The 23,499-nt window shown below is 55.6% G+C and carries 22 protein-coding genes; 10 read left to right on the top strand and 12 right to left on the bottom strand.

What is annotated here, in order from left to right; translation table 11 throughout:
• Positions 1-181: 181 nt before the first annotated feature.
• Genes AC5JQH_RS11980 through AC5JQH_RS11970 form a run of 3 tightly spaced genes read left to right on the top strand, consistent with a single transcriptional unit; the run spans position 182 to position 3,144 of the window.
• Positions 182-652 (top strand): GtrA family protein, encoded by a 471-nt coding sequence (locus AC5JQH_RS11980; RefSeq protein WP_493792038.1) that lies wholly within the window; start codon positions 182-184, stop codon positions 650-652.
• A complete protein-coding gene (locus AC5JQH_RS11975; RefSeq protein ID WP_475165025.1) occupies positions 636-1,664 on the top strand; it encodes a glycosyltransferase family 2 protein in 1,029 nt (342 codons plus the stop codon). Before AC5JQH_RS11980 ends, AC5JQH_RS11975 begins: the two co-directional genes overlap by 17 nt.
• Positions 1,648-3,144 (top strand): ArnT family glycosyltransferase, encoded by a 1,497-nt coding sequence (locus AC5JQH_RS11970; protein ID WP_493805617.1) that lies wholly within the window; start codon positions 1,648-1,650, stop codon positions 3,142-3,144. Before AC5JQH_RS11975 ends, AC5JQH_RS11970 begins: the two co-directional genes overlap by 17 nt.
• A gap of 75 nt (positions 3,145-3,219) precedes the next feature.
• Here AC5JQH_RS11970 and AC5JQH_RS11965 read toward each other — a convergent pair whose 3' ends face one another.
• Together AC5JQH_RS11965 and AC5JQH_RS11960 are read right to left on the bottom strand one after the other, a co-directional pair.
• Positions 3,220-4,542 (bottom strand): ATP-binding protein, encoded by a 1,323-nt coding sequence (locus tag AC5JQH_RS11965; RefSeq protein WP_493805618.1) that lies wholly within the window; start codon positions 4,540-4,542, stop codon positions 3,220-3,222.
• Between the two features lie 25 nt (positions 4,543-4,567).
• Positions 4,568-5,239, bottom strand: a complete 672-nt coding sequence (locus AC5JQH_RS11960) for a response regulator transcription factor (RefSeq protein WP_493792037.1) — start codon at positions 5,237-5,239, stop codon at positions 4,568-4,570.
• Between the two features lie 248 nt (positions 5,240-5,487).
• Here AC5JQH_RS11960 and AC5JQH_RS11955 point away from each other — a divergent pair, with 248 nt between their 5' ends.
• From AC5JQH_RS11955 to AC5JQH_RS11945, 3 genes are read left to right on the top strand one after another with little or no spacing between them, the layout of a single operon-like run.
• Positions 5,488-5,958: a GtrA family protein gene (locus tag AC5JQH_RS11955; RefSeq protein ID WP_493792038.1), complete on the top strand. Its 471-nt coding sequence runs from the start codon at positions 5,488-5,490 to the stop codon at positions 5,956-5,958.
• Positions 5,942-6,970 (top strand): glycosyltransferase family 2 protein, encoded by a 1,029-nt coding sequence (locus AC5JQH_RS11950; protein ID WP_475165025.1) that lies wholly within the window; start codon positions 5,942-5,944, stop codon positions 6,968-6,970. The genes AC5JQH_RS11955 and AC5JQH_RS11950 overlap by 17 nt, the downstream gene beginning before the upstream one ends.
• Positions 6,954-8,450 (top strand): ArnT family glycosyltransferase, encoded by a 1,497-nt coding sequence (locus tag AC5JQH_RS11945; protein ID WP_493805617.1) that lies wholly within the window; start codon positions 6,954-6,956, stop codon positions 8,448-8,450. The genes AC5JQH_RS11950 and AC5JQH_RS11945 overlap by 17 nt, the downstream gene beginning before the upstream one ends.
• A gap of 75 nt (positions 8,451-8,525) precedes the next feature.
• Here AC5JQH_RS11945 and AC5JQH_RS11940 read toward each other — a convergent pair whose 3' ends face one another.
• Both AC5JQH_RS11940 and AC5JQH_RS11935 read right to left on the bottom strand, forming a co-directional pair.
• Positions 8,526-9,848: an ATP-binding protein gene (locus AC5JQH_RS11940; RefSeq protein ID WP_493805616.1), complete on the bottom strand. Its 1,323-nt coding sequence runs from the start codon at positions 9,846-9,848 to the stop codon at positions 8,526-8,528.
• 25 nt (positions 9,849-9,873) lie between these two features.
• Entirely contained in the window at positions 9,874-10,545 is a 672-nt protein-coding gene (locus AC5JQH_RS11935) for a response regulator transcription factor (RefSeq protein ID WP_493805976.1), read from the bottom strand.
• A 207-nt stretch (positions 10,546-10,752) separates the two neighbouring features.
• On the opposite strand from AC5JQH_RS11935, the gene AC5JQH_RS11930 reads away from it, so the two are divergent.
• A complete protein-coding gene (locus AC5JQH_RS11930) occupies positions 10,753-12,618 on the top strand; it encodes a copper resistance system multicopper oxidase (protein WP_493805615.1) in 1,866 nt (621 codons plus the stop codon).
• Between the two features lie 11 nt (positions 12,619-12,629).
• Positions 12,630-13,403, top strand: a complete 774-nt coding sequence (locus tag AC5JQH_RS11925) for a copper resistance protein B (protein WP_493805614.1) — start codon at positions 12,630-12,632, stop codon at positions 13,401-13,403.
• Positions 13,404-13,570: 167 nt separating this feature from the next.
• Here the strand turns inward: AC5JQH_RS11925 and AC5JQH_RS11920 are convergent, their stop codons facing one another.
• On the bottom strand, positions 13,571-14,953 hold the full coding sequence (locus tag AC5JQH_RS11920) for a hypothetical protein (RefSeq protein WP_493805613.1): 1,383 nt from the start codon (positions 14,951-14,953) through the stop codon (positions 13,571-13,573).
• 283 nt (positions 14,954-15,236) lie between these two features.
• Between AC5JQH_RS11920 and AC5JQH_RS11915 the strand changes: the two genes are divergently transcribed.
• Both AC5JQH_RS11915 and AC5JQH_RS11910 read left to right on the top strand, forming a co-directional pair.
• Positions 15,237-15,485, top strand: coding sequence for a hypothetical protein (locus AC5JQH_RS11915; protein WP_092031072.1), 249 nt, complete (start codon positions 15,237-15,239; stop codon positions 15,483-15,485).
• A complete protein-coding gene (locus tag AC5JQH_RS11910; protein WP_104270567.1) occupies positions 15,434-15,937 on the top strand; it encodes a hypothetical protein in 504 nt (167 codons plus the stop codon). Before AC5JQH_RS11915 ends, AC5JQH_RS11910 begins: the two co-directional genes overlap by 52 nt.
• 208 nt (positions 15,938-16,145) lie before the next feature.
• Here AC5JQH_RS11910 and AC5JQH_RS11905 read toward each other — a convergent pair whose 3' ends face one another.
• The 7 genes from AC5JQH_RS11905 to nuoJ form a co-directional block, all read right to left on the bottom strand.
• Positions 16,146-17,282: an NAD(P)/FAD-dependent oxidoreductase gene (locus AC5JQH_RS11905; RefSeq protein WP_158217735.1), complete on the bottom strand. Its 1,137-nt coding sequence runs from the start codon at positions 17,280-17,282 to the stop codon at positions 16,146-16,148.
• A 100-nt stretch (positions 17,283-17,382) separates the two neighbouring features.
• Positions 17,383-17,703, bottom strand: a complete 321-nt coding sequence (locus AC5JQH_RS11900; protein ID WP_092031077.1) for a P-II family nitrogen regulator — start codon at positions 17,701-17,703, stop codon at positions 17,383-17,385.
• A gap of 136 nt (positions 17,704-17,839) precedes the next feature.
• Complete coding sequence (gene nuoN, locus AC5JQH_RS11895) at positions 17,840-19,285, bottom strand: NADH-quinone oxidoreductase subunit NuoN (protein ID WP_413540213.1); 1,446 nt, start codon at positions 19,283-19,285, stop codon at positions 17,840-17,842.
• Positions 19,282-20,805 (bottom strand): NADH-quinone oxidoreductase subunit M, encoded by a 1,524-nt coding sequence (gene nuoM / locus AC5JQH_RS11890; protein ID WP_008169470.1) that lies wholly within the window; start codon positions 20,803-20,805, stop codon positions 19,282-19,284. Before nuoM ends, nuoN begins: the two co-directional genes overlap by 4 nt.
• Positions 20,802-22,670, bottom strand: coding sequence for an NADH-quinone oxidoreductase subunit L (gene nuoL / locus AC5JQH_RS11885; RefSeq protein WP_008169468.1), 1,869 nt, complete (start codon positions 22,668-22,670; stop codon positions 20,802-20,804). The genes nuoM and nuoL overlap by 4 nt, the downstream gene beginning before the upstream one ends.
• On the bottom strand, positions 22,667-22,975 hold the full coding sequence (nuoK, locus tag AC5JQH_RS11880; protein WP_008169467.1) for an NADH-quinone oxidoreductase subunit NuoK: 309 nt from the start codon (positions 22,973-22,975) through the stop codon (positions 22,667-22,669). Before nuoK ends, nuoL begins: the two co-directional genes overlap by 4 nt.
• Positions 22,972-23,496, bottom strand: a complete 525-nt coding sequence (nuoJ, locus tag AC5JQH_RS11875; protein ID WP_491713932.1) for an NADH-quinone oxidoreductase subunit J — start codon at positions 23,494-23,496, stop codon at positions 22,972-22,974. Before nuoJ ends, nuoK begins: the two co-directional genes overlap by 4 nt.
• Between the last annotated feature and the right edge of the window lie 3 nt (positions 23,497-23,499).

The following is a 23,499-nucleotide window of genomic DNA, read 5'->3' as shown; positions in this document are numbered from 1 at the left end:
ACTCCCCAGAAAAACAGCAACCCGTTAAAAATGGGGGGTTACCGGTCGACTTTTCAGTTTGATTTCGGTTTCACCTGGTAGGATCAATAGTCGAGTCACGAACGCAAGAAGCTGTATATACATGGTTTTAGGAGCAACCTATGAGCGATGGACATTTCTATGCAGGTGTGTCCAGATTCTGGTGCCCGATGTTTCTGAAGAGTCAATGTTCACCATTTCCGGAATTGTTGTTGAAACATCGGGCACGGGTGTGTCGGCCAGGATGAAGAAGGTTCCCTTTAAAAGAATAAGTGGATTTATTGCCGCCGGAGGAATGGCAACCCTTTTCCATTGGGCGGCCATGTCCGGCCTGGTTCTGCTTGGCATGGCCCCCGTAGCAGCCACCTTTTCTGGAAGCGTTGTAGGAGCGGTTACCAACTACTGGTTGCAGCGAACTTTGGCCTTTCCAAACGCACGCCCACACATCCAGGCCATCTGGCGATATGCCTTTTCCTGTTCACTCGCAGCTCTCCTGAACGTTCTGATCTTTTTAGTCCTGCATCAACTGTTTGAAATCTCTGTTGTGCCTGCTCAGCTTCTAACCACTGCGGCTGTCGCTGTATTTAACTATGTTGTCTACCAAAGGCTGGTGTTTCATGAACAAACCTCTTGAGACTTCCCGTGCGCCGAATGAATCAGAGCTGCTTTCCCTGGTGGTTCCGGTGTTCAATGAGCGTTCGATGCTTCCCCTATTCTTTGAGCATGTATTGCCGATCCTTGCGAGCCTCGATATTCGCTCGGAGATCGTGGTTGTGGACGATGGTAGCGAGGATGGCAGTGCCGAATTTGTTAGGACTTTCATTAAAAGGAAATCGAGCATCCGTCTCGTCAAGCTAAGCCGCAACTTTGGCAAAGAGGCAGCGGTAACAGCAGGGCTGGAGCATGCCAAGGGGGATGCGGTGATCGTTCTGGATGCGGACCTTCAGGATCCACCTGAATACATTCCCGAGATGGTCAGGAGTTGGAAGTCCGGCTTTGATGTCGTTCTGATGCAACGTCGATCACGTGTAGGCGAGAGTTTTCTCAAGCGCTGGAGTGCGCACCTTTTCTATCGCTTGCTGAATAAGACCAGTCGCACTGAAATCCCGGTCGACACGGGTGATTTCCGATTGATGAGCAGGCGGGCAGTTGATGCCCTTCTCCGGTTAGGAGAGCGCAACCGCTACATGAAGGGACTCTTTGCCTGGGTTGGTATGCCAGCGACGATCATCGAATACGACCGGGCATTGAGAGTGGCTGGCGAGAGTAAGTGGGACTACCCGGGCCTGGTCGGCCTGGCCCTTGAAGGCCTGACTTCCTTCTCAGTGTCACCTCTCAGATGGGCAACGCTTGTCGGCTTGCTGGCCGCCTCCGTTGGTGGATTGTTCGGTGTCTGGATTGTAGCGAAGGCAATAATGCTCGGCGATCCGACTGACGGCTACCCATCGTTAATCGCCCTCATCAGTTTTCTGGGCGGCATACAACTGGTGAGCGTTGGTATCGTTGGTGAGTATGTGGGCAAAACCTACATCGAATCGAAACAGCGACCACTGTATCTGACCGAAGAAGTGGTCGAGAACAAAGAGGTATCAAGCCGAGACCAAATCAGCAACTTCAGAGGCGTCAAGAATGATAAAGCGATTTGAGCCCTGGTTCTGGGTACTGGCTGCCGTATTGTTCAGTCGCTTTATCGGAATGACGCTGTTTCCCTTCGTGGATACAACGGAGCCCCGATACGCTGAAATCGCTCGGTTAATGGCTGAATCCGGGGACTGGATAACGCCCTGGTTTGAACCCGGCGTTCCGTTCTGGGGGAAGCCTCCCCTGTCATTCTGGGCTCAAGCGGCCTCTCTAAAGATATTTGGACTGTCTGAATTCTCATTGCGGCTACCGGCATGGTTCGCCACGATTGGAATCGTATGGCTGACGTGGTGCCTCGCAAATCATGCGCGAGGTGCTGCGGTCGCTCGGTGGTCTACTCTTGTGCTTTCCACGATGGCACTCACTTATATCAGTGCTGGCGCAGTCATGACGGATACATTCCTGGTTTTTGGAACGACCCTCTCTCTGGTGAGCATGTGGTTCGTGCTTTCGGGCCGGTCTGACTATTGGCGCTGGTGGTTTTTCGTGGGCCTGGCTATCGGCTTGTTGTCAAAGGGACCGTTGGCTGTTGTATTGACCGTTACCCCCCTGGTGCTATGGGCTGCTATTTTCAGGCAGCAGTTACAACCGTTAAAAAAATTACCCTGGCTTCTTGGCTCACTTCTGACACTGGCGATTGCCGTGCCATGGTACGTGCTCGCTGAATTGAAAACGCCCGGGTTCCTCAACTATTTCATCATTGGCGAACACTTTAGCCGGTTTCTGCACCCCGGGTGGGCTGGCGATTTGTACGGTAGTGCCCATGACCGGCCCAAGGGCATGATCTGGATATTCTGGCTTTGGGCTTCATTCCCCTGGGGTATCATTGGCTTGGTTGGCTTTGGCCTTGCGGCGGCGCGAGGCAAAACAAAGGATATATTCACTGGTGCTGTTCAAGACGCCTCAACGCTGTATCTGTTGTTTTGTGCGATAACGCCAATGCTGTTCTTTACCCTGGCAGGCAACACGCTCTGGACTTACATACTTCCTTCTCTGCCGTTCTCGGCCATTCTGATTGCCGGATGGGTGTCGCAGCTCAATTTACGTCCCTGGTCCAGAATCAGGTCGGGTGCTGTATTACTTGCACCCGTTCTCATTACCCTTTATGTGTTCATAGGTGTGAGCGGAGTAAAACCACTAAAAACCGAGAAGCAATTGATAGGCCGGTATGAGAGCATTCAGCAAGCGGGAGACGGTCCAATCTTTTACATTGGCAAGATGCCATTTTCCGCACGTTTTTATTCGTTGGGCGACGCTGTCGAAATCACCTCCACAGAATTCGACAGTCTGCTGGACGCTGACGGGTACGCCAGGGTCTTTGCCGCAATTCCAAACGATGCGGTAGATAAGGTTCTTGGTCCGCGGGCCACTGACGCTCAGAAGTTGGGGGAGAACGAACGGTACCAGCTATTCTCGATCGATCTTCCGCCAACAGACAGCCAGAATGACCCCGTTGATTCTGAATTAAACTCGAAGAATGATTAATGACGCAGCTGATTACTGCTAAAACTGAGTCTTTGAAGGCCGGATTTTCAAGATGGCTGGCCTTTTGGCAGTGATCTAGTCCGGAAATGGCAGTAAAATCAGAATCCTGGCTCCTCCGTTTTTCGAGGATCCGATTTCCAGGTGTCCGAGGTTGTCTTCGACAATCTCGGACACGATGGACAATCCGAGCCCAAAACCCGCGACCGTTTCATCCAGCCTGGCACCCCTGTTCATGACAGTGGCTGCCGCCTCGGGAGAAATTCCGGGGCCATCGTCCGCTACTTCTATGGAGAGTCCTGATGACGTGCGGGCGATTGTAACGTCGACGGTTGTCTGGCACCACTTCCCGCCATTTTCGAGTAAATTGCCAAGTAGCTCTGAAAGATCCTGTCGCTCCATTGGCCAGCTGAAGTTTTCAGGTAAGTTGGTGTGGAGGCGAAAAACCGTGTCAGGGAAGATTTTTTCCATAACGGTGATGACACTTGCCGTGATTTCAACCGGCATGCACGTCCGTCCCATCTGTCTGCCTGATATGTCTGCTTTGCTCATCCGGTATTTCAGGGATTTGTCAAGCTCCCGCAAGTTAGAGGCCATAAACACAACATCCTCCCGGGACGGAGGCAAGGTATCGATATCCGACAAAATGGCAAGATTGGCAGAAATAGAGGTTTTGACCAGGTGAGAGAGATCGGAATTCAGGCGGCGGTGGCGGTCCAGCCGCCGGTTTGACAGCTCGAGCAAATCATTGAGCTGCCGGATCAGCGGACGAAACTCTTCCGGCACGTGAGGGTTCAGACGACTTTGTTTCCCGGATTGGAGCCGTCTCAGGTCCTCTTTTATCCTACTGATGGGCTTTAACGTCAGATGTGTGGTGGTTCCAATCAGTGCCAGCAGTATCGCCAGAAGAACGGCCGAGGCACCGAGCAATGTCAGGTGGGCCTTCAGCGGTCGTTCAGAGAGCGCCCCCTCGGTTTCAAGAACGGTGATTGAGGCCAGCTTTCCAGTAGCAGTGAACGTACGTCTAAGCCCAAAAAGCGTGTTCGCGCCCTGCGCTATGTGAATAAAACCCTCGGGCTTATCCACAACGCCCTGCATTTGGCTCAGGTCAAAGTTGTTGCTCGTCAGGACGCTCCCGCCTGCCGTTTCGATGATGATGGCATGCCCCAGAAGCATTTCAAACTGATGGATCATGTTCCTGAGGTCGTCAGTTGTCGGGGACTCGGCTTCAATGATTGCCTGAAAGTTTTCCAGCTCTTTACTCAGGTGTTGTTTCCTGGACTCGTCCGATAGTTGTTTTATCACGTAGGCATGTGAAAAGAATATCAGGGTGAAATAGACGAGGCTGAAAACAGCCCCATACTGAATGGCTGTTCTTCGGATACTCTTTGGAGCTGGCATATGTTGACCTGGTTCGTTCGGGCGTTCAGCCAGTAGGATCTTTTTCGAAGAAGTAGCCCTGGCCACGCAAAGTCTTGATTTTATTGCCCCCTATTATTTTTCTAAGCCGGGTTATGTAAACCTGAACGACATTTCTGGCGGGGCATCTTTCTATGTTGTAGAGGGTTTCAACCAGTTCATCCTGTGAAAATACCCTGTCTGGTGAACGCAGGAAACACTGCAAAAGGCGGAATTCAGTGGCTGTCAGTCTGAACTCTTTCTGGTCGGGCGTGGTCAGCGTTCGGTAGCTGGCGTTGAGACGAAATCCGTCGACACTGATTTGATCTGTTGTTCTGCCATCCTTCCTTCGGATAATTGCATTGAGCCGGGCTTTCAGTTCATCAAACTCAAACGGTTTGGGAAGGTAATCGTCGGCACCCGCGTTCAACCCTTCTACTCTCTCAGTCCAGTTGGAGCGTGCGGTTAGAATAAGGATGGCCTCTTTTTTCCCGTTTTTTCTCCATCTTTGCATTAAAGACAGTCCATTTTCATCGGGCAGTCCGATATCGAGAATAACGGCCTGGTAGGAGCTTGTTTCAATCAACGAGTCTGCTTCTTTGCCGGTTTTGGCGACATCGACTGTGTAGTGCGCCTGCGCAAGCCAGTCCGATATTTTTTTGGCAAGTACCGCATTGTCCTCAACAATCAGAATTTTCATTTGTAAGCGCCGTTTTTCGTGGTGGGAAAGTTTCGCCAGTCTGCCATGGATTGTACCAGTAACGGCAACTCCCCAGAAAAACAGCAACCCGTTAAAAATGGGGGGTTACCGGTCGACTTTTCAGTTTGATTTCGGTTTCACCTGGTAGGATCAATAGTCGAGTCACGAACGCAAGAAGCTGTATATACATGGTTTTAGGAGCAACCTATGAGCGATGGACATTTCTATGCAGGTGTGTCCAGATTCTGGTGCCCGATGTTTCTGAAGAGTCAATGTTCACCATTTCCGGAATTGTTGTTGAAACATCGGGCACGGGTGTGTCGGCCAGGATGAAGAAGGTTCCCTTTAAAAGAATAAGTGGATTTATTGCCGCCGGAGGAATGGCAACCCTTTTCCATTGGGCGGCCATGTCCGGCCTGGTTCTGCTTGGCATGGCCCCCGTAGCAGCCACCTTTTCTGGAAGCGTTGTAGGAGCGGTTACCAACTACTGGTTGCAGCGAACTTTGGCCTTTCCAAACGCACGCCCACACATCCAGGCCATCTGGCGATATGCCTTTTCCTGTTCACTCGCAGCTCTCCTGAACGTTCTGATCTTTTTAGTCCTGCATCAACTGTTTGAAATCTCTGTTGTGCCTGCTCAGCTTCTAACCACTGCGGCTGTCGCTGTATTTAACTATGTTGTCTACCAAAGGCTGGTGTTTCATGAACAAACCTCTTGAGACTTCCCGTGCGCCGAATGAATCAGAGCTGCTTTCCCTGGTGGTTCCGGTGTTCAATGAGCGTTCGATGCTTCCCCTATTCTTTGAGCATGTATTGCCGATCCTTGCGAGCCTCGATATTCGCTCGGAGATCGTGGTTGTGGACGATGGTAGCGAGGATGGCAGTGCCGAATTTGTTAGGACTTTCATTAAAAGGAAATCGAGCATCCGTCTCGTCAAGCTAAGCCGCAACTTTGGCAAAGAGGCAGCGGTAACAGCAGGGCTGGAGCATGCCAAGGGGGATGCGGTGATCGTTCTGGATGCGGACCTTCAGGATCCACCTGAATACATTCCCGAGATGGTCAGGAGTTGGAAGTCCGGCTTTGATGTCGTTCTGATGCAACGTCGATCACGTGTAGGCGAGAGTTTTCTCAAGCGCTGGAGTGCGCACCTTTTCTATCGCTTGCTGAATAAGACCAGTCGCACTGAAATCCCGGTCGACACGGGTGATTTCCGATTGATGAGCAGGCGGGCAGTTGATGCCCTTCTCCGGTTAGGAGAGCGCAACCGCTACATGAAGGGACTCTTTGCCTGGGTTGGTATGCCAGCGACGATCATCGAATACGACCGGGCATTGAGAGTGGCTGGCGAGAGTAAGTGGGACTACCCGGGCCTGGTCGGCCTGGCCCTTGAAGGCCTGACTTCCTTCTCAGTGTCACCTCTCAGATGGGCAACGCTTGTCGGCTTGCTGGCCGCCTCCGTTGGTGGATTGTTCGGTGTCTGGATTGTAGCGAAGGCAATAATGCTCGGCGATCCGACTGACGGCTACCCATCGTTAATCGCCCTCATCAGTTTTCTGGGCGGCATACAACTGGTGAGCGTTGGTATCGTTGGTGAGTATGTGGGCAAAACCTACATCGAATCGAAACAGCGACCACTGTATCTGACCGAAGAAGTGGTCGAGAACAAAGAGGTATCAAGCCGAGACCAAATCAGCAACTTCAGAGGCGTCAAGAATGATAAAGCGATTTGAGCCCTGGTTCTGGGTACTGGCTGCCGTATTGTTCAGTCGCTTTATCGGAATGACGCTGTTTCCCTTCGTGGATACAACGGAGCCCCGATACGCTGAAATCGCTCGGTTAATGGCTGAATCCGGGGACTGGATAACGCCCTGGTTTGAACCCGGCGTTCCGTTCTGGGGGAAGCCTCCCCTGTCATTCTGGGCTCAAGCGGCCTCTCTAAAGATATTTGGACTGTCTGAATTCTCATTGCGGCTACCGGCATGGTTCGCCACGATTGGAATCGTATGGCTGACGTGGTGCCTCGCAAATCATGCGCGAGGTGCTGCGGTCGCTCGGTGGTCTACTCTTGTGCTTTCCACGATGGCACTCACTTATATCAGTGCTGGCGCAGTCATGACGGATACATTCCTGGTTTTTGGAACGACCCTCTCTCTGGTGAGCATGTGGTTCGTGCTTTCGGGCCGGTCTGACTATTGGCGCTGGTGGTTTTTCGTGGGCCTGGCTATCGGCTTGTTGTCAAAGGGACCGTTGGCTGTTGTATTGACCGTTACCCCCCTGGTGCTATGGGCTGCTATTTTCAGGCAGCAGTTACAACCGTTAAAAAAATTACCCTGGCTTCTTGGCTCACTTCTGACACTGGCGATTGCCGTGCCATGGTACGTGCTCGCTGAATTGAAAACGCCCGGGTTCCTCAACTATTTCATCATTGGCGAACACTTTAGCCGGTTTCTGCACCCCGGGTGGGCTGGCGATTTGTACGGTAGTGCCCATGACCGGCCCAAGGGCATGATCTGGATATTCTGGCTTTGGGCTTCATTCCCCTGGGGTATCATTGGCTTGGTTGGCTTTGGCCTTGCGGCGGCGCGAGGCAAAACAAAGGATATATTCACTGGTGCTGTTCAAGACGCCTCAACGCTGTATCTGTTGTTTTGTGCGATAACGCCAATGCTGTTCTTTACCCTGGCAGGCAACACGCTCTGGACTTACATACTTCCTTCTCTGCCGTTCTCGGCCATTCTGATTGCCGGATGGGTGTCGCAGCTCAATTTACGTCCCTGGTCCAGAATCAGGTCGGGTGCTGTATTACTTGCACCCGTTCTCATTACCCTTTATGTGTTCATAGGTGTGAGCGGAGTAAAACCACTAAAAACCGAGAAGCAATTGATAGGCCGGTATGAGAGCATTCAGCAAGCGGGAGACGGTCCAATCTTTTACATTGGCAAGATGCCATTTTCCGCACGTTTTTATTCGTTGGGCGACGCTGTCGAAATCACCTCCACAGAATTCGACAGTCTGCTGGACGCTGACGGGTACGCCAGGGTCTTTGCCGCAATTCCAAACGATGCGGTAGATAAGGTTCTTGGTCCGCGGGCCACTGACGCTCAGAAGTTGGGGGAGAACGAACGGTACCAGCTATTCTCGATCGATCTTCCGCCAACAGACAGCCAGAATGACCCCGTTGATTCTGAATTAAACTCGAAGAATGATTAATGACGCAGCTGATTACTGCTAAAACTGAGTCTTTGAAGGCCGGATTTTCAAGATGGCTGGCCTTTTGGCAGTGATCTAGTCCGGAAATGGCAGTAAAATCAGAATCCTGGCTCCTCCGTTTTTCGAGGATCCGATTTCCAGGTGTCCGAGGTTGTCTTCGACAATCTCGGACACGATGGACAATCCGAGCCCAAAACCCGCGACCGTTTCATCCAGCCTGGCACCCCTGTTCATGACAGTGGCTGCCGCCTCGGGAGAAATTCCGGGGCCATCGTCCGCTACTTCTATGGAGAGTCCTGATGACGTGCGGGCGATTGTAACGTCGACGGTTGTCTGGCACCACTTCCCGCCATTTTCGAGTAAATTGCCAAGTAGCTCTGAAAGATCCTGTCGCTCCATTGGCCAGCTGAAGTTTTCAGGTAAGTTGGTGTGGAGGCGAAAAACCGTGTCAGGGAAGATTTTTTCCATAACGGTGATGACACTTGCCGTGATTTCAACCGGCATGCACGTCCGTCCCATCTGTCTGCCTGATATGTCTGCTTTGCTCATCCGGTATTTCAGGGATTTGTCAAGCTCCCGCAAGTTAGAGGCCATAAACACAACATCCTCCCGGGACGGAGGCAAGGTATCGATATCCGACAAAATGGCAAGATTGGCAGAAATAGAGGTTTTGACCAGGTGAGAGAGATCGGAATTCAGGCGGCGGTGGCGGTCCAGCCGCCGGTTTGACAGCTCGAGCAAATCATTGAGCTGCCGGATCAGCGGACGAAACTCTTCCGGCACGTGAGGGTTCAGACGACTTTGTTTCCCGGATTGGAGCCGTCTCAGGTCCTCTTTTATCCTACTGATGGGCTTTAACGTCAGATGTGTGGTGGTTCCAATCAGTGCCAGCAGTATCGCCAGAAGAACGGCCGAGGCATCGAGCAATGTCAGGTGGGCCTTCAGCGGTCGTTCAGAGAGCGCCCCCTCGGTTTCAAGAACGGTGATTGAGGCCAGCTTTCCAGTAGCAGTGAACGTACGTCTAAGCCCAAAAAGCGTGTTCGCGCCCTGCGCTATGTGAATAAAACCCTCGGGCTTATCCACAACGCCCTGCATTTGGCTCAGGTCAAAGTTGTTGCTCGTCAGGACGCTCCCGCCTGCCGTTTCGATGATGATGGCATGCCCCAGAAGCATTTCAAACTGATGGATCATGTTCCTGAGGTCGTCAGTTGTCGGGGACTCGGCTTCAATGATTGCCTGAAAGTTTTCCAGCTCTTTACTCAGGTGTTGTTTCCTGGACTCGTCCGATAGTTGTTTTATCACGTAGGCATGTGAAAAGAATATCAGGGTGAAATAGACGAGGCTGAAAACAGCCCCATACTGAATGGCTGTTCTTCGGATACTCTTTGGAGCTGGCATATGTTGACCTGGTTCGTTCGGGCGTTCAGCCAGTAGGATCTTTTTCGAAGAAGTAGCCCTGGCCACGCAAAGTCTTGATTTTATTGCCCCCTATTATTTTTCTGAGCCTGGCTATATAGACCTGAACAACATTTCTGGTGGGGCATCTTTCTATGTTGTAGAGGGTTTCAACCAGGTCGTCCTGGGAAAACACCCGGTCCGGTGAACGGAGGAAACACTGCAAAAGGCGGAATTCCGTAGCTGTCAGTCTGAACTCTTTCTGGTCGGGCGTGGTAAGCGTTCGGTAGGTGGCGTTGAGATGAAATCCGTCGACGCTGATCTGGTCTGTCGTTCTGCCGTCCTTTCTGCGGATAATCGCACTGAGCCGGGCTTTCAGTTCATCAAACTCAAACGGTTTGGGAAGGTAATCGTCGGCACCCGCGTTCAACCCTTCTACTCTCTCAGTCCAGTTGGAGCGTGCGGTCAGAATAAGGATGGCCTCTTTTTTCCCGTTTTTTCTCCATCTTTGCATTAAAGACAGTCCATTTTCATCGGGCAGTCCGATATCGAGAATAACGGCCTGGTAGGAGCTTGTTTCAATCAACGAGTCTGCTTCTTTGCCGGTTTTGGCGACATCGACTGTGTAGTGCGCCTGCGCAAGCCAGTCCGATATTTTTTTGGCAAGTACCGCATTGTCTTCAACAATCAGAATTTTCATTTGTAAGCGCCGTTTTTCGTGGTGGGAAAGTTTCGCCAGTCTGCCATGGATTGTACCAGTAACGGCAACTCCCCAGAAAAACAGCAACCCGTTAAAAATGGGGGGTTACCGGTCGACTTTTCAGTTTGATTTCAGTTGCACCGGGTAGCGTCAACAATCGAGCCACGAACGCGAGAAGCTGTATATACATGGTTTTAGGAGCAACCTATGAGCGATAGACATTTCTATGCAGGTGTGTCCAGGCGGCGCCTTATCCAAGGAGCTGCCACGATGGGACTTCTTGCCGGTTTCGACAGCTTGTTGCCGGCCTATGCTAGAGGACAACTGGACAACACGAACGCATTTCACACCGTGCGTAATGGCGCTGACATCTACGACCTGACCGTCGCGAGAACACCTCTCAAGATAGGGGGCAGAGTCTCGGAACAGCCCATCACCATCAACGGCACTCTGCCAGCGCCTCTGGTGCGCCTCAAACAGGGGCGCGAGGCAATCTTGCGTGTCACCAATACGCTACCGGAGGCAACATCCATTCACTGGCACGGTCTGATTCTGCCGTACCAGATGGATGGCGTTCCTGGCGTCAGCTTTCCCGGCATCATGCCCGGCGAAACGTTTGAGTACCGTTTCCCGGTCGAACAGCACGGCACCTACTGGTACCACAGCCACTCTGGCCTTCAGGAACAGCTGGGCCATTATGGGCCGATTATCATTGATCCTGCCGAGCCGGAATCGGTGGCCTACGATCGCGAATACGTTGTGGTCCTCTCCGACTGGACCTTTGATTCTCCCGACGACGTATTCCGGAATCTGAAAGTGGCGGAGGGCTACTACAACTACAACCAGCGCACCGTTGGCGACTTCTTCAAGGATGTTGAAACCATGGGCTGGGATGCTGCGTGGAGCAAAGCCGGCATGTGGGGCAGAATGCGAATGAGCCCCCGGGATATTCTGGATGTAACCGCTTCTGAATATACCTACCTGATGAACGGGTCGCCTTCCGCCAGCAACTGGACCGGGCTGTTCCGTCCCGGCGAGAAAATTCGCCTGAGATTCATCAATGCCTCGGCGATGACCTTCTTTGATGTCCGTGTCCCGGGCCTCCCGATGACGGTTATTTCCGCTGACGGCCAACCAGTGCAACCCGTAGAAACGGATGAATTCCGCATTGGCGTGGCGGAAACCTACGACGTGATTGTACAGCCAACCGACACGGCTCACACCGTGTTTGCCCAGTCACAGGATCGGTCGGGGTATGTGCACGGAACGTTGGCTACCCGCAAGGGAGTGGAGGCGCCAGTGCCGCCCATGTATCCGCGAACCGAGCGCGGTATGGCCGCCATGGGCATGGGCGCGATGAGCATGGGCGCCATGGGCAAGGACGGCGATATGAACATGGACAGCGGCATGGACATGGGTGGCAAGATGGAAATGATGTCAGGCAGCAACGACAAAGCCCATGGCAAAATGATGATGGATGGCACCGGCTCGGGAATGAGCAAGATGAACTCCGACAAAGCAACGATGAATGAGGTCCCGACGGCGGGTCGGCCGATATCCCATGGCCCCGACAATCACGGTCCCGGCGCAGCCATGGTGGCTTCCAGCCCGCAATCGCGTCTGGATGACCCTGGTGTAGGCTTTGAAACAGCCAACCATCGGGTGCTGACTTATTCCCAGTTGCAGAGCATTGAGGGCTGGCCCGACAAGCGCCCGGCCGAACGCGAGGTGGAACTGCACCTTACCGGCAATATGGAACGTTACATGTGGTCGTTCGACGGCAAAAAGTTCTCTGAAGTCGATGGCCCGGTCAAGTTCTACCATGGCGAGCGCCTGCGATTGATCCTCGTCAACGACTCGATGATGGATCACCCCATTCACCTGCATGGCATGTGGATGGAACTGGAAACCGGTGCAGGTGAATATCGTCCACGCAAACACACGATTTCCGTCAAACCCGGCGAGCGTGTATCCGCGCTGATCACAGCGGATGCACCGGGTGACTGGGCTTTCCATTGCCACCTTTTGTACCACATGGACGCAGGCATGTTTCGTGTCGTGTCGGTCGTTTAACGGGATAGGGGATGAACATTATGATGAATCGCATCAAGTGGGTTGTGGGTGCCTCAGCCTTAGCGCTTGCCTCGGGAGCCGGCGCCGCCGGTACTGGCGTTCAGGCCGAACCGGACTGGACGCTGCCGATACACGACAACCAGGTGTTTGGCCAGGTTCTGTTTGACCGGATGGAATACCAGCGTGACGGCGACAACGAATTGGCCCTGTGGGACGCCCAGGCCTGGATTGGTAAAGATCGCAATCGGCTCTGGGTCGAAACGGAAGGTGAGACTGATCTATCCAGCGACAGCGGCGACATCGAAAATTTTGATGTGCAGTACAGCTATCGCTTCGATCGCTTCTGGGATATACAGACAGGATTGGGTGCCCAGACAACGTTTGGCCCCAGCCCTAATAAGGAGCGCTATTCGGCCATTGTTGGATTGCAGGGACTTGCCCCCTACTGGTTTGAGGTAGACACAAATCTCCGAGTCACCGACGACGGTGACGTGTCATACGATCTTGAAGCCGAGTACGACTGGCTGCTGACCCAAAGGCTCATTTTGCAGGGCCGCGGCGAAACGCTCGTTGCCTTCAGCGATGTTGAGGAGTGGGGCGTCGGTAGTGGCATCAATAATGTGGGCCTGGGGCTCCGTCTGAGATACCACTTTTCGAGGGAGTTTGCGCCCTACGTGGGTGTTTCTTACACCCGCTTTCTGGGCAACACAGAGGACCTTCGTGAGCGCGAGGGGGAAGACGTCGAGTCCTCCAGCTTCGTGGCGGGCGTCCGGTGGTGGTTTTAGTACGATAATGCCCAGTAGAAAAGGCTGGCCCCTTTGCGTGGGTCAGCTAGTGTCCTCATTTGGAGGATTTCGTCAAAATCATTGCCGACCTTCCGCATGTTCGGCTCAATGACAAACGGCCGGACTAAGGCCCGGCCGTTGTATCAGATCATGAAATTACACGTTGATCAGTAACTGATATTGACCATAGCTACGACCTTATAGGTATCCTCCGGGTTATCTCCGTAGAAGTCTCCCATGAAACCGTAAGAACCGCGGAGGCTGATGTCATACACGCCGGCAAACTTTTTACCAAGCTGAGCAGCGACTTCAGTACCAAGGGTTGAGCCGTTGGCCTGAGCAGCGCTGTCGGGCGCGTCGTCGGCAGCGCGGAAGTATCCTGTGCCGTACTTCAGGTAGTAGTCGTTGGAAAGTTCCTGATGACCCGAGACTATCAGCCCCATCAGACCATACCCTTGGTAAGCCGCATCCTTAACTGACCTAGCACCCTGGGCACCATTGTTGTAGTAGAAGTCTGTTCCGAAGATTTGCAGATTGCTGCTATTCAGCTCCCAGCCTGACTGGTTTGCCGCGAAGCGATCTGCACCGTTGCTGCTGTCGTCAGCCGGGATGTAGATGCCGTGAATCTTGAGGCTTGCATTGCCCCAATGCCTCTGGGCATACAGATTCAACATGTACGTGTCGCCATCTGTTGCGTCAGAGTCACGCCCGGACGACTTTTTGTAAAGTACCGAGCCGCTATAGGCCATTTTGTTATAGGTAAAATCGGCGTAGGCACCGAAATAGTTGTCATCCGTTCGAGCCGCCGTACCATTCAGAGCATCCGGACTGCTGTTGCTGATCTGAGCTCCGGTAAGGCCGTAGTGGAAAACCTCGCTGGGATGAAGTTCGGCACTCAACATGTAGAAGTCCACGTCGTCCGCAGAATCTCTATCGTTTTCTTCCCACTTGAACCAGCCACCTGTCAGCGTGGCCATACCAACATTGCCCGCAAAGGAGATGCCATTCATGTCGTCGTTGGTAACAAGGCTCTCGTACTTGCCGAAGCCATACCCCTGGACGCCCGCTCGCACCTTCCAGTCGCTGTTCGGCACCTTCAGTTCAGCGTAGACATTTTTGGTCTCAACGCCAACGCCGTCGGCGCTGAGTTTGCCGCAATTGTCACCCTGGCAGCTTCCCTTCTCACCCCAGGGAGAATCGAGCTCACCGTACCAAACCAGGCTCACGTTATCGTTGAGGTCGCCGGTGATCTTTGCACGCAGGCGCTGATCAACAAAGGCTTTGCTGCTATCACTGGGCGCGCCAAACTCTTCTCCACGCGCGGCCAGATTTTGTGTTTCTGAGGTAGCCTGAAGGCGGTAATAACCGTTCACCGTGAAGGGGGAATCGCCTTTCTTGAGCTCTTCCACTTCAGCCGTCAGTTGATTTATTTCAACCTTCAGGTCTTCTACGGTTGGTGACGCACGCCCGACCGGCTCCGCGGCCAACGCCGGTGTTGCTACTAAAGCTATCGCCAGCGGAGCGCTTATTGATTTGAAGATTTTGCTCACCTGAAACTCCTTATTTTAATTTTCATATCGACAACGATTTATTGCCTCAATATGGATGTGCCAGTTAAACGGCATTTAATCTTGACGCACAAAGTTTGTAGTGGTCAACTGAAACGAACCTGAATTTTCAGCTAAATTTCATTTTCCCGATTTTCGTACTGACATCCCCACCCGTCAGACTGTCAGACCTGCCGACGCATCAAAGAGGCTATTTCGCCCCCAGCGCCCATCTTGGAGAGGTGCTATGATTGCTCACTATTGAAAGGCATACTGGGCGCCAAGCATGCAATCCGACCATTTGGCGCATGAAATCGAGATGGCCGCAATGAACCGACGAGTTATCTCCTTGCTGCTGCCGTTGTTTTTGGGTGGACCGGTTCTGGCCATTTCCGAATTATCGGGTGGTCAGGAGGCCGCTGCGATGAAGGGTTGCGATTTCAACTTCGGCTGCCTGAAGTTATTAGATTGGCTGGATAGATTATGCATTGTTCACGTCGACCATCACGTAGAGGCTGGTTCCTGTTTTTTTTAATCTGGTCTGTCAGCTTTTTGCTGCATTTTTTTTGGGAAATGATCCAGGTGCCTTTCTTTACAGGGATGATGGAGGCGTCCCATGGTGCGGTCGTCTGGCTGTGCACGCGGGCGGCAATCGGCGATGCCAATATTGCACTATTTGCCTATGGCGTCGCCGCAGCGGCAACTAAAGATGGCTTTTGGATACAGGGGCGGTGGCGCCGCCATGCTTTAGGAGCGTATTTTGCTACCGGTCTGCTTATAACCATAGTCTTTGAAGCCTGGGCCACAGGCGCAGGCCAGCGCTGGAGCTACAATGATTCTATGCCCCTGTTTCCCTTCCTTGGCACAGGTATCGCCCCTCTAGCGCAGTGGATTATCGTTCCAACAGTCTCGCTCTTTGGTTTGCGTTGGCTCTACAGAGGCTGGCTTGATCTCAGACGTCAGGGCCGCGATCACCCCCAGCAATGAATGCCGGAGCCCCGGGCATCATATAAACCGCCCTACAGACAACTGCACATCCACACCAATCACGAGTGTGGCGGTCAGCGACACTACACTATTGATGATTGCCACCATTGCCAGACGTAGACAAGTACGATCACAATAATACGATGTTCCACTGTGACTGATCGACTCATCCATCACTCAACTCCGAAGTCCTTGCGAACGGTTGGCATTACGTATGCCACTCCCGGCCATGCCGGCACCAGATACAGCCGCAGTCGACGTGATTGCAGCTTATATCCCGTCGCTGGCTCCGCAAATGCAAACCCGCCAACGGCGCCAGCAGACGCCTGGCAAGTGTGGGCCGGTAGAGACGGCGCAAAAACTCGCGCGCATCCAGATGGTTTTCCTGGCGGCGCATGCACCAGCGATAACCGCGGTTACCCAGCAGCCCATAAAACGCGCGGTTCACCAACGCCGCCGCCATCGGACGCTCCAGGGATTCTCGCCAAAGCCGGTTGTAGTCGTCACCATGCAGCAGACTGCGTGCGGCCAGCACGCCGGAGGTGATGGCCGCGCGCATCCCGAAGCCCCACAGCGTATCCTGGAAACCGGCCTGCTCACCCGCTACCGGGTGCACCCCGGACAATGCGGTTACAGGGATACGGAAGTTTCCAACACCGCCGTGCGGCTGAGGATTCATCATCTCCATGCCGGCCAGCCTCTGAAACGCACTGACAGTTCGCTCCACATACTTTGCTTCATCCCTGAAACCAGTAAACATGCAACTCTTTACCGTTCCCTTGCCTCCCATTACCAAAAGGTAGGCATACCCTTTAGGGGCAAGGTTGTTATCACAAATTGCCCAGAAACCGTCCGGCATGGATGTATCGAAATGATAGCCGACCGCAATGGCATCGGCGGCCTTTGGGCCAGTCGCCAGGATGGCCGGGCCCCGGGCATGCCGCAGCCGGCTTTTGAAATGCACCTGCACGCCCAGTTCCCTGGCCTGTCTCAGCAACGCCGTGTCCAATGTGTCTGGCCCGGAGCCACGCTCCACCAGGTAGAACAGCGGCTCAATGCTCTCAATGGCGTACGGGGAATCCCAGGCATCAAAGGCGGTACCCCGGCGGCATGGAACTCGCTTGAAGTCGGTGGTGATTCCGAGTTCCTGCAACACCGCCAGGGCATCCTGCTGCGTGCTCCAGTTCTCCAACCCCTGAAGGTCCCGTTTGAAGCGGTGCCCCACCTCGGCCCGGGCCTCATGCACGATGACTGACCGCCCCGCGCGCGCCAGTGTGATGGCGGCTGCCAGCCCGGCCGGCCCGGCGCCGGCAATCTCGACCGCGCCATTTCTGTTGTCTGACATCATGGCTCCGATACCAGTCCCAGCCTCGTTGACGCCCATCATGTCCGCACCCGCCTTCCCCTCACCTTGTCACAAAGACATAAGACACAGCGATACCCGATCACTGGGCCTCCTTGAAGTCACGGATGTGCAGCAGGTCTTCCACCGGCAGCACGGCTATGATTCCGTCGCTGGCAAGCCCCTTGTGCACCGTTCGGGCAATGAGGTCAACGATCTCGTCTGCCTGCTCGGCTTCCGTGAATATCTCCACGCGAACGGAATCGGCCATGGTGTCCTTGGCATAGTAGTTTTTATATCTGCCACGGCCATGGGTTTTAGACACAGTCATACCGGAAAAACCAGCCGCGATCAGCGCATCCTCTACTTTCTTCAAGTCCAGGCTGGAGAAGATCGCAGTCACTTTGCAAAACTTCGTATTCATTTCGCCTCCTCGTCAGTGAGCTGAAGAAGGATCGCTCCGGTTCTTCGGCTTGAAAATGACAGTTAATCACCCACAACTGAACTGACACTGAAAATAGGGAACAATCTGAAACCAGCCGAGGCTATACTGATTTAAGTCAAAGAAGCCTGGCCGCCCAGGCGAGACCCGCCACCCAGTCAATAAACGGCACCGGGTAAATACCCAGCAGCAGTATTGAGACGGCAACAATCAGAAGGGCGAGTTTCTCTACCCGACCCCGGCCGGCATCCGCCACCGCCTGCTGCATACCCGGTTCGCGCAGATACAGGGTGACGATCACCCTCAGGTAGTAGAACAGCCCGATAACGCTGCCGATAACGATCCCTCCAACAAGCCACCACCGGCTGCCTTCCACACCCAGGGCGATGATATAGAATTTACCGAAGAATCCGGCGGTCAGCGGAATGCCGGCCAGGGACAACATGCTCAGAGTCAATAATGCTGCCAGCCAGGGGCTGTGCCAGAACAGTCCCCTGTAATGGTGCAACCCGGAGGCATCCTCGCCACTGCCGGTGCCGGAGACATGCATAATCACGCCAAACGCCCCCATGGTGGCCACAATATAGGTGAACAGGTAAACCCCGGTGGTTTCCAACGCCAGGGGGCCACCTACTATAACGGCCACCAGCAGGTAGCCCATATGGGCGATGGAAGAGTAGCCCAGCAGGCGCTTCAGGTCAGGCTGGAACAGGGCCAGCAGGTTGCCACCGAACATGCTGAGAAGAGCCAGCAGGCTGATCAGGCCAAGGAGCCATCCACTGCCGAAGACCGGGGCCACCAGTACCAGCCGCAGCAATACCAGAAACACCGCCAGTTTGCTCACCGTGGCCAGCACAGTGGTCGCCGGCGCCAGACCTCCCTGGTATACGTCCGGTGTCCACTGGTGAAACGGTATGATGGACAACTTGAACCCCAGCCCCACCAGTAACAGTGCGGCGCCGCCCAGAATCCAGGGGTCCGGACTGCCAGCAACCCCCGCGGCGAGTGCCGTCAGCTCAAGGTGGCCGGTGCGGGCATAGATCAACGCCATGCCAAACAGCAGAAAGGCGGTGGCGGCGGCGGACAATATGAGGTATTTGATCCCCGCCTCCAGGGACCGTTCTGTCCGGAAACTGTACGCCACCATGCCGTACAAAGGCATCGACAGCAATTCAAGGCTGATGAACAGGGTGGCCAGGTGGTTGCTGGCCACAAGGCCCAGGGCACCCGTTACCGCGCAAAGCAACAGCAGGTAAAACTCTTCCCGCGGCCCCCTGTAGCCGGCCAGGTAACCATGGCTCATGGCGGCGATAAACAGGCCGCTCACCAACACCAGCGCGCTGCCCATGAGGGCAAGGCCGTCAAAGATCATCAGCGGCGGCGAAGAGGGCGCGGCCGAGGCCAGCGGCAGGCTCGCCAGGGCCAGGGCCAGACCGCTGACAGTGACCGCCGCGGTACCACCGTGGTGGCGTCGCCAGGCGACGCCCAGCATTACCAGTACGGCTGTCGAGGCGACAATAAGCAGGGGCAGCAGCCCCACAAGATCGATCAGGGTCAGCATCAGTTCATCCCTCCTGCCCGGACCGGGCCCGCCATGAACAGGTCCGCCACCGGCCGGACCATTGACGCCGTGGTATCAAGCAGGGGTTGCGGATTCAGGCCCACTGCCAGGGTGAGTCCGATCAAGGCCAACATCATGCCGTACTCCCGCACATCCGGACCCGCGAGCAGGCCCGGTTGTTGTTCGCGACCGAAATGCACCCGCTGCATCATCAGCAGTGAATAGATCGCGCCAAGCACCAGCCCGGCGCTGGCGATGACCACCACCACCGGAGCGCTGCGGAAGGTACCGAACAGTACCATGAACTCGCCAAGGAAATTGGCCGTGGCGGGCATCCCCAGAGAGGCCGCCAGGAAAAACAAGGTCACGCCGGGCAACACCGGTATTCGGCCCCAGAGCCCGCCCATGCGACGCATATCCCGGGTATGAATGCGTTCAAAGAGCTGGCCACTGAGAATGAACAGAGCGGCACTGGAGAACGCATGGGCCACCATGAGTACGATTGCGCCCTGGATCGCCAGTTCGGATCCGGAATAAACGGCAATCAGCACGAACCCCATATGGGATATGCTGGCATAGGCAATCAGCCGCTTGATATCCTGCTGGCCGCAGGCCAGGACCGCGCCGTAAATAATACCCACGACCCCCAGCGCCATGGCCACCGGCGCAAAGGCCTGGGACTGTTCCGGAAACAACGGAATCGCAAAGCGCAGCATGCCGTAGGCGGCGGTTTTCAGCAGAATGCCCGCAAGGTCCACGCTGCCGGCAGTGGGCGCCTGGGCGTGCGCATCCGGCAGCCAGCCATGAAAAGGCACGACAGGCAGCTTCACCGCAAAGGCAATAAAAAACCCGAGCATAATCCAGAAGGACAGATTGTCGGGCACGTCGGCGTTCAACAGTGCGTCATAGCTGAAGGTTATCTCGCCGGAGCTGGTGTAATGCACGAACACCAGCGCAAGGATCGCCACCAGCATCAGCAGGCCGCTGGCCTGGGTGTAGATGAAGAAGCGGGTGGCGGCACGAATCCGGGTTTGCCCCGGGGAGCCGCTGTGCCCCCAGAGGGCAATCAGAAAATACATGGGTACCAGCATCACTTCCCAGAACAGGAAGAACAGGAGCAGGTCCAGCGCCAGAAACACACCCACCACGCCGCCCAGAACAAACAGCAGATTCAGATGAAAAAAGCCCACCCGCTCGACAATCTCTTTCCATGAGCAAAGTACCGCCAAGGCACCGAGAAAGCCGGTCAGCGCAATCAGGATCAGCGACAAGCCGTCCAGAGCCAGATGAATCTCGATGCCAAAACGAGGAATCCAGGGGACTCGCCACTCCAGCAGCCACGGTCTCTCGCCGGCGCCATAGGCGCTGAAATCACCGCCTGCCCAAAGCACGACGCTGACCGCCAGCACGAACAGCATGGTGGCCAGGGCAATCCAGCGCGGCGCCTGTTCGCCCCAACGCTCCGAGTGCCAGCACAGCATGCCACCGAGGAAGGGAATCAGAATCAGCCAGAACAGAATCATGCGCCACCTCCCTGAGTCATTACCAGGCCAACCAGTATCACCGTGGCACCGAATACCATCACTTTGGCGTAAGTCCGCAGCTGGCCGTCCTGGGACCGCACCAGGCCCGCATTGCACAGGCGGGCAATCACGGCCGGCAGGTTCATCCCCAGGTTAATAAAGTCGAAACGCAGCACGCGTACCAGGGCCTGCCAGGGCCGGACCAGTGTCCGGTCGAACAGGGCATCGAAGCCCCAGGCCCGGTTGAACAGGATCCAGAGCCGCGCCCCCAGGCCCCGACCGACCTTTGCGTCAAGCCACCGGCGCCGCGCCAGGAACAGCCAGCCAGCCAGAGCCAGGCCAGCAAGCACCGCTCCGGTCGCCAGGAACTGAAACAGGGTGTGGCCGGCGTTCGTGGCATCATCGGGGGGCGGCGGGAACACCACCTCAAGCCCCGGGTACAGCCAGGCACCAACGAAGGTGGAAAGCACGGCCAGGATTGCCAAAGGCAGGTGATGCCTGAGGGGACTGGTGCCCGGCCGGGGATGGCGTGCATGATCACTGCGGGGCTGGCCATGAAAAATGCCCAGGATCAGCCGCACCGTGTACAGGCCGGTTAGCACGGCTCCGGTCAGACCCGCCGCGAACAGTCCGTAGTGGCCCGAGGCCATGGCCTGCCAGAGAATCTCGTCCTTGCTGAAGAAGCCCGCGGTTACCAGCGGCAATGCCACCAGCGACGCGCCCCCCGCCAGGAAACCGGCATAGGCGACCGGCAGTTTGCGCCAGAGCCCACCCAGCCGGCTCAGATCCTGTTCATGGTGGCAACTGATGATAACGGCCCCGGCTGAAAGGAACAGCAATGCCTTGAAGAAGGCGTGGGTCATCAGGTGAAAAATGGCCGCGTCAAACGCCCCGACCCCCAGCGCCAGGAACATGTAGCCGATCTGGCTCATGGTGGAATAGGCCAGCACCCGCTTGATGTCGGTCTGGGCCAGGGCCGCGAAGGCCGCCAGCAACAGCGACAGGGCTCCGATGATGCCCACCAGCCACATCACATCCGGTGCCAGCAGGAACAGCCCGTTCAGGCGTGCAATCAGATAAACGCCGGCGGTCACCATGGTGGCCGCGTGGATCAGGGCCGACACCGGAGTGGGGCCTGCCATGGCATCCGGCAGCCAGGTGTGCAGCGGCACCTGTGCAGACTTGCCCAGGGCACCGCCAAGGACCAGCAATGCCGCAAGATTGGCAGTGACACTCCCCTCGGCCCAGACCCGTGGTGCCTGCTCCAGCACCAATCCGATATCGAGGGTGCCGAGTTCCACGAAGATCAGGAACAGCCCCAGGGCAAGGAATACGTCACCTGTGCGGGTCACGATAAACGCCTTGAACGCCGCCCGCCCATTAGCTTCGTTCTGATAGTAGTAGCCGATAAGGCCGTAGCTGCAAAGGCCAACGCCTTCCCAACCGAGAAACAGCAACAGCAGGTTATCGGCCAGCACCAGCACCAGCATGCTGAACACAAACAGGTTCATCCAGGCATAGAAGCGGGTTATACCGGCCTCGCCCACCATGTACCAGACAGCGAACAGGTGAATCAGGAAACCCACGCCGGTGATGATCGACATCATGACCAGCGAGAGACGATCAACCACCACGCCCATGGTCGGCTGGAACTCGCCCACGGAAACCCAGGTCCAGAGCGTGAACCCCTGGCTGTCGCCGGAGAAGGTCAGCAGGGCCCAGGCGGTGGCCAGCGCGGCCAGCCCCACGCTGCCCACGCCAATGGCCGCGCTGGCCCGCGGTCCCAGCCGCCCGCCGGAAAAGCCGAGAACAATGGCACCGGCCAGAGGTAACAGAAATGACAGTAAAGTCGCAGCCATCATCATCCACGCATCCTGCTGACTTCGTGCAGCTCAAGTGAACGGAAACGCTGGTAAAGCTGTATCATCAGCGCCAGGCCGACGCTGGCCTCGGCTGCCGCCAGGGTGATGACCAGCAGGAACATGGCCTGCCCGTCCGGCTGGTTCCAGGCGGTGCTGCCCACCACAAAGGCCAGCGCGGCGGCATTGAGCATGACTTCCAGGCTCATGAGAACGAACAGCATACTGCGCCTCAGCATCAACCCGGCCAACCCCAGGCTGAACAGAATAACGGCCAGGATCAGGCCATGCTCCATCGGGATACCAGTCATCGGGTGCCTCCACGGTTGCGATTGCCCCGGGGTTTGTTGCGCCGGCCCACGTGGGACGCCGTCACCAGCGCCGCCAGCAGCAGAATGGCGGCCAGCTCCACCACTATCAGCCATGGGCCGAACAGGGTGAGGCCGATGTCCCGGGCGGTTATCAGCTCACCGTCAATGGTCATGCCTGCCTGCCCGTCGCTGATCAGCGCCACCAGCGCCACCAGCAACACCAGAGCCAGCAGCGACGGCCCGAGCCAGTAGCCCGGACGTAGCCACAGGGGATCCCGCTTGGCCTCCGGACGCAGGTTGAGCATCATCACCACGAACACGAACAGCACCATTATGGCGCCGGCATAGACGATAATCTCGAGAGCACCGGCAAAGGGCGCACCCAGGGCGAAGAACACCAGGGCGACGGCAATCAGCGAAACAATCAGGTACACCACCGCATGCACCGGACTGGAGCCGCTGATAAGACCGACCGTGGCCAGCACCGCCACCAGGCCGCTAAGGTAGAATCCCGGTTCCATCAG

The sequence above is a fragment of the Marinobacter sp. H13 genome (genome assembly GCF_059072335.1).
Note: the sequence above shows the minus strand (reverse complement) of the source record. Positions and strands in the feature narration are given on the sequence as shown.